The organism is Candidatus Limnocylindrales bacterium (assembly GCA_035559535.1).
GTDB lineage: Bacteria > Moduliflexota > Moduliflexia > Moduliflexales > JAUQPW01 > JAUQPW01.
Genome location: DATMBG010000042.1, coordinates 83,145 through 95,661, shown reverse-complemented (window position 1 = coordinate 95,661; position 12,517 = coordinate 83,145). Strand labels below are relative to the sequence as shown.

14 protein-coding genes are annotated in these 12,517 nt (G+C 47.0%); all 14 read left to right on the top strand.

The annotated features are described in order from the left end of the window. The first annotated feature begins 24 nt into the window (after window positions 1-24). The 14 genes from VNM22_15400 to VNM22_15335 all read left to right on the top strand — a co-directional run bounded on the left by VNM22_15400 (window position 25) and on the right by VNM22_15335 (window position 12,433). Window positions 25-1,056, top strand: a complete 1,032-nt coding sequence (locus VNM22_15400; protein HWP48549.1) for a pyruvate dehydrogenase complex E1 component subunit beta — start codon at window positions 25-27, stop codon at window positions 1,054-1,056. An 83-nt stretch (window positions 1,057-1,139) separates the two neighbouring features. Continuing rightward, window positions 1,140-2,597 (top strand): pyruvate dehydrogenase complex dihydrolipoamide acetyltransferase, encoded by a 1,458-nt coding sequence (locus VNM22_15395; GenBank protein ID HWP48548.1) that lies wholly within the window; start codon window positions 1,140-1,142, stop codon window positions 2,595-2,597. 123 nt (window positions 2,598-2,720) lie between these two features. Further along, window positions 2,721-3,542, top strand: coding sequence for a PHP domain-containing protein (locus tag VNM22_15390; GenBank protein ID HWP48547.1), 822 nt, complete (start codon window positions 2,721-2,723; stop codon window positions 3,540-3,542). A gap of 9 nt (window positions 3,543-3,551) precedes the next feature. After that, entirely contained in the window at window positions 3,552-4,028 is a 477-nt protein-coding gene (locus VNM22_15385) for a glycine/sarcosine/betaine reductase selenoprotein B family protein (GenBank protein HWP48546.1), read from the top strand. 21 nt (window positions 4,029-4,049) lie between these two features. Further along, window positions 4,050-4,304 (top strand): hypothetical protein, encoded by a 255-nt coding sequence (locus tag VNM22_15380; GenBank protein ID HWP48545.1) that lies wholly within the window; start codon window positions 4,050-4,052, stop codon window positions 4,302-4,304. Window positions 4,305-4,409: 105 nt separating this feature from the next. Then, the gene (lipA, locus tag VNM22_15375; protein ID HWP48544.1) at window positions 4,410-5,303 is read left to right on the top strand and encodes a lipoyl synthase; all 894 of its coding nucleotides are present in this window, start codon (window positions 4,410-4,412) and stop codon (window positions 5,301-5,303) included. Continuing rightward, window positions 5,300-5,857, top strand: coding sequence for a cob(I)yrinic acid a,c-diamide adenosyltransferase (locus VNM22_15370; GenBank protein HWP48543.1), 558 nt, complete (start codon window positions 5,300-5,302; stop codon window positions 5,855-5,857). The genes lipA and VNM22_15370 overlap by 4 nt, the downstream gene beginning before the upstream one ends. A 185-nt stretch (window positions 5,858-6,042) precedes the next feature. Further along, complete coding sequence (locus VNM22_15365; GenBank protein HWP48542.1) at window positions 6,043-6,396, top strand: NADH-quinone oxidoreductase subunit A; 354 nt, start codon at window positions 6,043-6,045, stop codon at window positions 6,394-6,396. Window positions 6,397-6,549: 153 nt separating this feature from the next. After that, a complete protein-coding gene (locus VNM22_15360) occupies window positions 6,550-7,320 on the top strand; it encodes an enoyl-CoA hydratase/isomerase family protein (protein HWP48541.1) in 771 nt (256 codons plus the stop codon). An 85-nt stretch (window positions 7,321-7,405) separates the two neighbouring features. Then, a complete protein-coding gene (locus VNM22_15355) occupies window positions 7,406-8,194 on the top strand; it encodes an enoyl-CoA hydratase-related protein (protein HWP48540.1) in 789 nt (262 codons plus the stop codon). Window positions 8,195-8,305: 111 nt separating this feature from the next. Continuing rightward, window positions 8,306-9,415, top strand: coding sequence for a Phenylacetic acid catabolic protein (locus VNM22_15350; GenBank protein HWP48539.1), 1,110 nt, complete (start codon window positions 8,306-8,308; stop codon window positions 9,413-9,415). A 35-nt stretch (window positions 9,416-9,450) separates the two neighbouring features. Then, complete coding sequence (locus VNM22_15345) at window positions 9,451-9,861, top strand: NUDIX domain-containing protein (protein HWP48538.1); 411 nt, start codon at window positions 9,451-9,453, stop codon at window positions 9,859-9,861. 48 nt (window positions 9,862-9,909) lie between these two features. After that, complete coding sequence (larC, locus tag VNM22_15340) at window positions 9,910-11,118, top strand: nickel pincer cofactor biosynthesis protein LarC (protein HWP48537.1); 1,209 nt, start codon at window positions 9,910-9,912, stop codon at window positions 11,116-11,118. A gap of 184 nt (window positions 11,119-11,302) precedes the next feature. After that, entirely contained in the window at window positions 11,303-12,433 is a 1,131-nt protein-coding gene (locus VNM22_15335; GenBank protein ID HWP48536.1) for an XdhC/CoxI family protein, read from the top strand. The last annotated feature ends 84 nt before the right edge of the window (window positions 12,434-12,517 follow it).

Below are 12,517 nucleotides of genomic sequence, written 5' to 3'. Positions count from 1 at the left end.
AAGGCGAAAGGGACAAGGCGAAGGGTGAAAGGAAAAGTTTCCTTGACCTTTCGCCTTACGCCTGAGTATTTCCACATGCCGGTTATAACTTATCGAGAAGCACTCAACCAGGCTCTTCGAGAGGAAATGCGTCGAGATGAAAGGGTTTTTCTCATGGGAGAGGAGGTAGGTCTCTATCAAGGAGCCTATAAAGTCAGCCAGGGTTTACTAGAAGAATTTGGAGAAAAAAGGGTCATTGACACCCCTATCACCGAAGAGGCCTTTACCGGGGTAGGAGTCGGTGCAGCTATGGTAGGATTGAGACCAGTCATCGAAATGATGACCTTTAATTTCTCTATCGTGGCCATGGATCAGATTGTAAACAGTGCGGCTAAGATTCGATACATGTCGGGAGGACAGTTTAAGATCCCCATGGTGATCCGAGGCCCTGGAGGAGCTGCCCATTCACTGGCAGCCCAGCATTCCCACTCCCTGGAAACCTGGTTTTGTTATGTCCCGGGACTCAAAGTCGTTATGCCGGGTGTCCCTAAGGACGCCAAAGGCTTACTTAAAAGTGCCATCCGGGATGATAATCCCGTTATTTTTATCGAAGGGGAGTTGTTATACGGTACGAAAGGGGAAGTTCCTGAAGGAGAATACACCATTCCCCTTGGAAAAGCCGATATCAAAAGAAAAGGGAGCGATGTAACCATTATAGCTTATTCCAAAATGGTCCTCCTGGCTATGGAGGCGGCTGAAGAATTGGCTAAAGAGGGTATTGAGGTAGAAATTGTAGATCCCCGGACTTTGAGGCCCTTGGATGAAACCACAATTCTTAACTCGGTTCGTAAAACCAACCGGGCGGTGATTGTTGAAGAAGGTTGGGAATTTGGAGGATTTGGGGCTCAGATTGCGGAGATTATCTACCGTAAGGCTTTTGACTATATTGATGCTCCCATCGAGCGGGTAGCAGCGAGAAACGTTCCCATGCCCTATGCGAAGAATTTAGAAATGGCCACTATACCCAATAAAGCGAGGGTTATAGAAGCCGTCAAAAAGGTCTTATACTTTGACTAAAAGATATCTTGAGACTTGGGGCTTGAGGTCGGGGATCGGAGTCTTTACAAACCCCCAGCCTCCGGCCTCCGGTCTCTAGAAACATGGCAAGTAAAGTTACAATGCCTAAACTCAGCGATACGATGCAGGAAGGGGTGATTGTCAAGTGGCTGAAGAAAGAAGGGGACAAAGTTCAGAGCGGGGACGTCATCGCTGAGATCGAGACAGATAAAGCCAATCTAGAAATGGAAGCCTACGCCTCAGGGATTTTAAAAAAGATCCTTAAAAAGGAAGGGGAATCCGCTCCGGTGGGGGAGTTGATTGCAATTATTGCAGAACCCCATGAGGATATCTCCAGCTTACTTCCCGGAGGAGAAGGGCAGAAAGAAGCCGGAAAAGCTGAAAGTCCTACCCCGAGGAGAGGTGCTGGAGAAATTGAAAAACCTGCCGAGGTGGTAGAGACCAGGCAGGAGAAAAGAACACAAGTTAAAGAGGCCGAAGAATTTGAAGAGCCAGAAAAAATCAAAGAAGGGGAACGGGAGAAAAAACGCCACCTCGAAGTAATGAAGGGGGGAAGAGCGGACGAGATGGAAGCCGCTAAAAAACCTGAAGTTGGAAGTGCTGAAGAACTGACGGAAATGGAAGAAGAGCCAGAACATGTTAAAGCTTCCCCCATGGCTCGAAGAATGGCCAAGAACTTAGGACTCGATCTTTCTCAAATAAAGGGAAGTGGCCCCCTGGGTCGGGTGATCAAACGGGATATCGAGATGTTTATGGAAAGGGCCGAAAAAATACCTTCTTATGAGCCAGAACGTCCACCGCGATGGGTGCCTGGAAAAATAGAAGTTACCCCCGAAGTACCGGTTGCCCCTGCACCTGCGGAATTCGAAGAAAAAGAGTTGACTATGATGCGAAAAACCATCGCCAGACGAATGGCCGAAAGCAAAGGGCCTGTCCCCCATTTTTATATCACATCAGAAATCGATATGGGGAAGGCGATGGAATTTCGCAAATTAGTCAACGAGCTGGAAGAAGACCTTAAAATCAGCTTTAACGACCTGATTATTAAAGCCGTAGCCAAAGCCCTTATGAAATATCCCCAATTGAATGCTTCCTTTGCAGGCGATAAGATCAGAGTTTATAAAGGAATCCATATCGGTGTAGCGGTCGCTCTGGAAGATGGATTAATAACCCCGGTGATCCGAAATTGCGAGGTTAAAAGCCTGGGGCAAATTGCCCGAGAAGCCAAAGATCTGGCCGAAAAGGCTCGATCGAAAAAATTAAAACCCGAAGAATATACCGGTAGTACCTTTACCATCTCCAATCTGGGTATGTACGATGTGGAGAACTTTGCTGCAATTATTAACCCCCCGGAAGGGGCTATCTTGGCCGTCGGCTCGATCCAGGAAAAACCGGTGGTGGTGGAAGGCCAAATTCGAGTCGGCCATCGTATGAAAGTGACCCTATCCTGCGATCATCGGGTTACCGATGGCGCCACCGCCGCCAAGTTTTTACAGGAATTGAAGAAAATTCTGGAAAATCCCATGACGCTCGCCGTGTAAAAAACGGAAACCACCGGGTGATAGGCAGTGGGTAAAGGTCCACGAAACGTGTGGAAGTAGGGGAGGGGGAGGGGAGACTCTACCTCCCACACGCTCCTACTTCCATACTCCCATACTTTCCTGTTGGAACTGGCAGATTTACATGTACATACCGTCCATTCGGACGGAACTTCCACGCCTGAGGAGGTTGTAAAACGAGCCAAGTTGGCTAATTTGAAGGCCATCAGCATCACCGACCATGATACCGTAAGTGGTATTGATCCGGCCATGGCTGTTGCCAAGGAACTGGGAATCGAGGTAATACCCGGGGTAGAGCTGAGTGTTACCTATCAAGGTAAGGATATCCATATACTCGGATACTTTATCGATTATAAGGATCAGAAATTCCTGGACTATCTGGAACTTTTCAAAATCGGAAGGATCCGAAGGGTAGAAAAAATGATTGCCCAACTCAATCGGAAGGGTCTTCCGATTCGAATCGAATCGGTTCTGACAAAAGCAGGATCTGGAGTGGTTGGCCGACCGCATATCGCCGAGGTCCTGGTCGAGGAGGGTTATGTAACCTCCTATGAAGAAGCCTTTCAAAAATATCTCGGAGATCAGGGACCGATCTTTGCAGAAAAGTATCCCCTAAGTCCCGAAGAAGGAATAGCTTTGATTCAATCCATTGGAGGGGTCTCGGTATTGGCCCATCCCGGCTGCTATAACCAGGATGGAATAATTCCGGAATTGGCAAAAAAAGGACTGGATGGGATTGAAACGATCCCTCCTCAAAACTTCCCGGGAGATCCTCAACATTATGCCAGACTGGCCCAAAGATACCATCTCCTGGAAAGTGGAGGTTCCGATTATCACGGGGAGCGAGGTGGCGGTACCCCCATGGGTATGCGGGCGATCCCTTATAGTTTTGTTGAGAAACTCAGGCAAAGGGCAGGTGGGCGCTAAGCAAGGGATATTAAAAAGATAAGCGCCAAAGGGCAGAGGTTTATAACCTGTTGCTTACTACCCACTTTAAAAGAAATGGAAATCTCCCGTTTGTGTATTCCTTACACACCCTTTACCGGTAAGCTTGAAGAAAGTAAAGTGGCACTGGTCAGTACGGCCGGTGTGCATTTGAAAGACCAGCCTCCTTTTATTTTAGATGGAGATACAAGTTTTCGTATAATTCCAGGAAATGTAGAAAGCCGAGATCTCAGGATCACCCACGGACACTACGACCATTCCGATGCAGATAAGGATATTAACTGCGTTTTCCCTATAGATCGCCTGAGAGAACTGGCCCAGGAAAAATTTATCGGTGCGGTTTCTGAAATTCATATCAGCATGGGCTATACCCAGGCTTTTAGAGAGGTCCGTGAGAAAACCATTCCAGAAATTGTCAAGCAGATCCAGAATAGCCGGGCCGATATTACCCTGATGACGGGCGGGTGACCTTTATGCCATCGCGCAGTTGTGTCGATTCAGCGGGCTTTGGAAATGATGGCCATTCCATCGGTTTTAATCACAACGGATAAAGAGCAGACACATATGGGAAGGCCTTCCAGGGCCCTTAGTCCCAAGGGATTTAAAATAGGGCACTCGGTCGGTAAACCCGGACAGAAGGAACTTCACAAGAAGGTTATTAAAGATGCCCTGAATTTGTTGATAAACCCTATTGAACCGGGTAAAATTGCCGAACGCGAGTACCCGGAATACTACGAATCCTAAGCGGTAAACAGTCAGCAATGAACAATAAACAAAAACTGTTAATCGCTGATTGTTACTTATGGATTATCAACCGGTGACGGTTGACCTACTAAAGGTTGAGAAAGTATGGAAATAAGTCCACCTAAAGCAAGGAAGCATCCACCCTGGCTCAAGGTTCGGATGCCTCAAGGTGAAAATTTCTTTGAGCTTAAAAAGCTGGTTCGAGACCACAAGCTCCACACGGTTTGTGAGAGTGCCAGCTGTCCCAATATTGGGGAATGTTGGAATCGGAGAACTGCTACCTTTATGCTTCTGGGGAATATTTGCACCCGGAGTTGCGGTTTTTGTGATGTACCGACCGGTCGACCGCTGGGAGTAGACTGGGACGAACCCCGGCGGGTCGCCGAGGCAATTCGTAAACTTGGACTGAAGCATGTGGTGATAACCTCGGTTAATCGGGATGAACTGAAGGATGGAGGTTCTTCTATCTGGGCCGAGACCATTCGCCGGGTTCGACAGGCAAACCCGACCTGCACCCTTGAGGTTTTGATACCTGATTTTAAAGGCTCTGAAGAAGCTTTGATGACCGTTTTAGCGGCCAGGCCGGATATCTTAGCTCATAACGTCGAGACGGTTCCTCGATTATATCGTAAAGTTCGGCCTCAGGCGAACTATCAACAGAGCCTGGAGGTGTTAAGAAGGGCCAAAACCCAGGGGTTTGTAACCAAAACTGGAATTATGCTGGGCCTCGGAGAAACCATCGAAGAAGTTTATGCGGTGATGTCAGATTTACGTGGGGTGCAGTGTGACATTTTAACCTTAGGTCAATACCTCCAACCCTCCCAACAACATCTCCCGGTTGTTCGATACTACCACCCGGATGAGTTCAAAATGCTAAAAGCTCGAGGGGAAGAGATGGGATTCCGGCATGTGGAATCCGGTCCTCTTGTTAGAAGCTCCTATCATGCCGATGAGCAGGTCAACCAACACCGGGAGTTGTTGGACATTAAAATCCCATGATGAAAATCTACACACGAACCGGAGATAAAGGGGAAACAGGTTTATTCGGTGGGGAACGTGTTCTGAAAGATTCCCCCTATGTGGAAGCCTACGGAACCGTAGATGAGCTTAATTCGGTTTTGGGACTGGCCGTATCCTTTATAACCGATACCCAAATTCGAAATATCCTGGAGAACATTCAATCGGAACTATTTAAGGTAGGTGCGGATCTGGCAACTCCCTTTAACCAACCAAAGCTGGAAGCTCGAAAACCCATACCCCGTATTGTACCGGAACAGATAACCCGATTAGAAGAATGGATCGATCAATGCGAAGCGGAACTGGTTCCCTTGACCCGCTTTATCTTACCGGGTGGGACTCCCGGCGCGGCCTACCTCCATTTTGCCAGAACGGTCTCCCGCCGGGCGGAGCGTCGCGTGGTGACCCTGGCACAGAACCACGACATCAATAAGGAAATCATTAAGTATCTAAACCGACTTTCAGATTTGCTTTTCGTCCTGGCTCGCCTGGTTAACCAACGAGCCGGTCAACCGGAAACGATCTGGGAACCCTAAGGGAATAAGAGTGTGGAGGTGGGGGGGTATGGAAGTGTGAGAGCATGGGAGCATAGGAGTAGGGAGGGAGGGGGTATGGAGGTAAATTCTCACATACTTCCACGCCTCCACACTTCCATACTCCTCCACCCCCACACTCCCATACCCCCATATCCCCCACCTCCACACTCCTATACCTCTTTCTGATGAATACATACATTCCTGTCCTCATTCTGGCTCTCTTTTCCGCGCTTATTGCCGGAGGACTTCTGTTATTGACCTCAATCTTAGGACCCAAAAGACTCACCAAGGCCAAACTGGAACCCTTTGAAAGTGGGGTTCAACCCCTTCAAACCTCGGTGGTCCGGATCCCTGTTAAATTCTACATTGTAGCCATACTTTTTATCCTTTTCGATATTGAGATCATTTTCCTTTTTCCCTGGGCAACGGTGTTTCGTGAACTGGGTGTATTTGGTTTTGTCGAGATGATCGTCTTTCTCCTCATGTTAGTGGCCGGACTCGTTTATGCCTGGAAGAAAGGAGCTCTGGAGTGGGAGTAAATACGGAGTATGGAAGTATGGAAGTTTCGGATTTTTGGATTTGATAACGACATACAAGAAGTAAATACGGAGTATGGGAGTGTGGAAGTATGGAAGTAGGGGGGGAAGGAAAGAATCTTATCTTCTCTGGCTCTTCCGTTCTTCAGGTCAAAGATGGATTTTAAGTGTATCCAGTTCGAAATAGAACCTCCTGTAGCCCGAATTGTCTTGAATCGACCACCCCTTCATATTCTGGATTTAATGACCCTGGAGGAGCTTCATAGCGCGTTGGATCTGGCTCGGGGAAACCCTCAACTTAAGGTTTTGATTTTAACCGGAAGTGGAAATAAAGCCTTTTCGGCAGGAGTGGATATCAAGGACCACCTCCCCGACAAAGTTGAGGCCATGATCCAGAAGGTTCATAGGGTGGTAGAGACACTTAGTCAGGTGGAGGCCGTTACGTTGGCCGTTGTGAACGGAATGGCCCTGGGAGGTGGTTGTGAGTTGGTGGCCTGTTGTGACCTGGCCATCGCTGCTTCAGAAGCTGTTTTCGGACAACCAGAGATCAAACTGGGGATCTTTGCTCCTGTTGCTTCGGCTCTGTTGCCCCACCAAATAGGATATAAAAAAGCTTCCGAACTACTTCTGACCGGAGACCCTATCTCGGCCTATGAAGCCAGAGAATTAGGTCTGATCAACCAGGTGGTACCCTTTGAGGAGTTGGAAAAGGCAACCACGGATCTTATCAATCGTTTAATCGATAAAAGTGCTGTGGGGTTAAAACTGGCTAAACGGGCGCTTGTGTGCGGAGCCATATCTCCCTGGAAAGAAACTTTACCTTCCATTGAAGGTCTCTACCTGAATACTCTGATGAAAACCCACGACGCCGAAGAAGGATTAAAAGCCTTCCTGGAAAAACGACGACCCATATGGAAGAACCAATAACCTTTGCAAATAAGGGTTAGAAGTCAGATGTCGGAGACCCCTGGGCTACTCTACATGCTGATTTCTGATTCTTGTTTTCTAATTTATGGAAAAAAAATTGATTGATTATCGGGTTGAGAACGGGATAGCCATTATTGAGCTAAACGATCCTCCGGCAAATACTTACAGCTATGAAATGATGCGGCAATTGGATGATGCCATTTTAGCCGCACGATTTGATGACCAGGTTTACGTTCTGGTAATCCGTGGGGCAGGGGAAAAGTTCTTCTCGGCCGGGGCAAATATTAAGATGCTTTCAGAGGTATCGCCTCAATTTAAGTACAATTTCTGTCTTCATGCCAATGAAACATTGAATCGGCTCGAGCATACACCGAAACTGGTCATCGCTGCCCTGAATGGCCATACCGTTGGAGGTGGTCTTGAAGTGGCCATGGCCTGTGATATTCGGATCGCCAAGAAAGACGGAGGTAAAATCGGATTACCGGAGATCAACCTGGGAGTTTTGCCCGGAACCGGAGGAACTCAAAGATTAGCTCGTTTAATCGGTAAATCACGGGCCATAGAGTTGATGGTAACAGGTCGGACCTTTTCCTTTGAGGAGGCCCTGGAAATGGGCTTGATTAATTATATTTTCGAAGAAGGAGACTTCTTCAAGCAGGTCCTGGAATATGCCCAACAGTTTGTTCCCCCCAACAAAGCCAGTAAAGCAGTAGGCCGCATTAAACGGGCTGTTCAATCCGGTTTGGAAATTTCCTTTGCCGAAGCCCTGGCTCTGGAGCGTGAACTCCAACAACAACTTTTCCAATCCGAAGATGCTAAGGAAGGATTGAGTGCCTATGTAGAAAAACGGATACCCAAATTTCAAGGGAAATAAGTTTTTGTCCGTTGTTTTTTTACCCTACTTTCAGGGTATAAAAGTGTTGGAAGGTTGGTTTTAACCGATTTTTGAGAAAAAAGGGAACAACGGACAACGAACCGGAGAAAAATGATAAAAAAAATCTCTACCTTCGATGATTGGATCGATATGTTCGCCCAATGGCGAAACGATATCGGGTTCGATTCAAAGCTTATCGGAGATTACAAATTTGAGACCAAATTTGTAGAAGTTGACTCTCCAGAGATTGAATTCGGAGACTTTGCAGGACAGCGGAAATGGGAGACCGTCCTTCAGATCCCCAATCAGCAAGTTCGGGATGCCCTTCTAACCCTCATTGTCTATCAAGGAGATACCGAGTTTGCCTCGGTAGAACAGCAGCGGCATCTGGTTCAGACTGCACCCAGCGACGAAGATCTTCAGAGCCTCCTGCGGGTCATGACCGAAGAAATGCGCCACGGGTACCAGATGTCGTATCTGTTGGTGAACTATTTCGGTGATTCAGGAAAATTGGAAGCCAGAAAACTTTTGGAACGGCGGGCCTTTAAACGGAATCGCCTCCTGGGTTCTTTTAACGAAGAGGTCAATAACTGGCTGGATTTCTTTGTCTATACCGAATTTATCGATCGAGACGGAAAGTTTCAACTCCAGATGTTGAGTCGTTGTGGATTCGCTCCCTTAGGTCGGAGCACCAAAGCCATGCTCAAAGAAGAATCCTACCACCTGGGAACCGGCCATACCGGGTTGCGAAGAATTCTCATGGCGGGTAAAATCCCGGTAGAAATCATTCAAAAATATTTCAACAAATGGATCCCAACAGCTTATGACCTTTTTGGCACCGATCATTCTTCTTCAGCCCACTGGGCCTATGTATCTGGATTGAAAGCCCGATACAACGAAGGAGAAACCAAAGAACCCGCCGATAAGAATAACCTCAATGAAGCGGCCCGGGCTCTTTTCCATAAGGAAATTAGCTGGCTCGTCGATAACCTCAACAAACTCATCCCTGAAGATAAACCTAAACTTTATGTACCAGATATGAAGTTTAACCGAAGAATTGGAGGTTACGCCGGGAAAACTTACACTGTTAAAGGAGAACCTTTAAACGAGGCAGATTATACCCTTTATCTTCAAAAGGTTTTACCTTCTCCCGAAGATGAACGAAAACTCCAGGAAATCTTCAAGGAGAATGACTGGATAACCCCGATGGATAGGAAATAACTTTCGCTTTTAAAGTGCTTACCGAAAGTCAGACTATGAAACAAACCCAGAGCGCCGGTGGCGTGGTTATTAACCCAAAGGGACAGGTCCTGGTGGTTAATCAGAACGGAACTTCCTGGTCTTTACCTAAAGGCCATATTGAAGACAGTGAAGATGCCCTAACGGCTGCTAAACGGGAAATTTATGAAGAATCTGGGGTTGGTAATTTAAAATTGGTGAAGGATCTGGGCAGTTATCGGCGGTATAAGATCGGTTTGAATGGTGATGAAGATCCGACCGAACTTAAAACAATTCATATGTTTTTATTTCGGACCGACCAGGAAGTTTTAAATCCCCAGGATTCAGAAAACCCCGAAGCAAGGTGGGTTGAAAAAGATAAGGTAGCGGATTTATTGACACACCCGAAGGATAAAGAATTCTTTCTCCGAATTAAAAATGACCTATAAGGGATAGAGGCGCCGTGCGCAACAGATTTGCTTATATTGGGAAAACTTATGAAAATAGCCTATTTTGATTGTTTTTCCGGAGTCAGTGGAAACATGATTTTAGGAGCCCTTCTAGATGCAGGTCTCCCTCTTGAAGAACTTCAGGCAGAACTCAAGAAGCTTCCTTTTTCCGGTTACCAAATTTCGGTTAAGAAAGTCCAGAAACTGGGATTGTCTGGAACTCATGTGGAAGTAAAAGCCGAAGAAAACCCAGAGCACCGGCATTTATCCGATATTTTAGAGATTCTGAACCGGAGTACCCTGGCGCCTTTTCTTAAGGATCGGGCCGGGCAAATTTTCCAGCGTATTGCCCAGGTAGAAGCCGAGATTCATCGAATGCCTGTGGAAGAGGTACACTTCCATGAAATCGGTGCCGTGGACTCTATGGTGGATATCGTCGGAGCGGTTTGTGGATTATACAGGCTTGGAATAGAGAAAATTTATGTTTCTCGTTTCACCTTGGGAAGAGGTTTTGTAGATTGTGCCCATGGCCGTATTCCGCTTCCAGCGCCGGCTACGCTGGCTTTACTTAAAGGTAAACCGGTTTTCTTTTCAGATATAGAGGGAGAACTGGTTACGCCTACCGGAGCAGCCATCTTAACTACCCTGGGTTCGGAATTCGGAAATCCGCCAGCCATGACCCTTCAAGCTATTGGATATGGGGCAGGGACAAAGGATTTTCCGATTCCCAATGTGCTAAGGCTTTGTATAGGAGAATTGCAAGAGCAGAAAGTTCCTGAGGGACCGGAGGAAAGGAGTCAGGAACGGGTGGTCGTTATTGAAACGAACATCGACGATATGAATCCCCAGTTTTACGAGTATGTCATGGACCAACTCTTTAAAGCAGGAGCTCTGGATGTTTATCTGACTCCGGTTCTCATGAAGAAGAGCCGACCCGGGACTTTATTAACCGTTATCTGTACTCCATCGCTCCTGCCGGAAATCTCTACCCTCATCCTTCGAGAAACCACAACTCTGGGGATTCGTTGGCAGGAAATGGAGCGTATGAAGGCAGAGCGGGAGTTGGTCGACTGGAATACCCCCTACGGGAAAGTAAAGGTTAAGGTAGCACGCTGGAATGGCCGTATCATTAGTGCAACCCCGGAGTACGAGGACTGTAAAAAGATTGCCGAAGTCCATAAAGAAAAATCCCTCAAGGAAATTTATAATGAGATTAGTTACACTATACTTCAGAAAAAGGGCGATGGTCTGGAATAGTCTCAGGGAATTTTTTATCCCTGGGAGGTCCACCTGGAATTGGAAAAATGCTTGACACCTCCCTGGGAAGAGCCTATTCTCTAAAAATAGAGAAAGAACTAACCCTCTTCTCTCCCCGTCCACGGGGAGGGTAAAGGAGGGGGGTTACCTTTTTTTCCTTACAACCCGTCAAGAGAGGTAAATTATGAAAGATGTATTCAGGGAAATTTTAAGGGCTAAAGCCAGAGGGGAGCGGGCAGCGCTTTCTACCATTATCAATAGCAAGGGTTCTCTTCCCATGAGTCCCCGATCTAAGATGCTGGTTTTACAGGATGGAACCATCATAGGGACGGTGGGTGGAGGATGTATGGAGGCAGATGTTTGGGCAGAAGCTAAAGAGGTCATGAAGCAGGATATTTCCAAAGTTTCCCGGTTTATTTTAACTGAAAAACATGCCGGGGAAAGCGGGTTGAACTGTGGAGGTACCGTAGACTTTTTCACAGAACCCATCGTACCGGGGCGGATGGATGAGGTTTTTGAGGAGATTGTACGGCTTCGAGATGAGAATCAATCGGTTGCCCTGGCAACGATTATTTCCGATACCACCTACGACCTGGTTAAAGAGCATTCCAAGATGCTCATCCGAAAAGATGGTTCCACCGTTGGAACCCTCGGAGGGGGTCGTATTGAAGAAGAAGTACGGGTCGAAGCTCAAAAGATACTCGGTCAGGATATCCTCAAGATCATGAACTTCACATTAACCGAGGAAGAAGCCAAAAAACTCAATACAACCCCAGGTACCGTCCTCAGGGTTTTCATCGAGTCCTTACTGGCCCAGCCGGTTTTATATTTGTTCGGAGGTGGGCATGTTTCCCTGGAGATAGCCAAGGTAGCCAAAATAGCCGGTTTTAAGTTGATCGTTATAGAAGATCGCCCCCTGTTTGGAAACAAGGAGCGATTCCCGGAAGCGGATGAGATTATCATCGATGATTTTACTACGGTAGCTAAAAAATTGACCCCAGGATTTAATGAATCTTCCTACATCGTTGCTGTAACCCGAGGGCATCAGCACGATGAAAAGATTATGGAACAGGTGGTATGGAGTCAGGCCAAATATATTGGAATGATCGGAAGTAAAAGAAAAATTAAACTCATGTGGGACAAACTTCAAGGAAAAGGGATCCCCAGGGAGTTACTGGATCGAGTTCATGCGCCCATTGGCCTTGATATTGGGGCCGATAATCCGGGGGAAATTGCCGTGAGTATTGTCGCCGAACTCATCCAGGTTCGACGGGGTGGAACCCACCATCTGCGAACGGTAGAAGAGTCTAAATAATAAGGCTACAGTCCACGAAAAATACCATTCTCAAAGGGTTATGAAGGCTTTCCAATTGATTGATCAGGAAGGCCCGGATTGGAT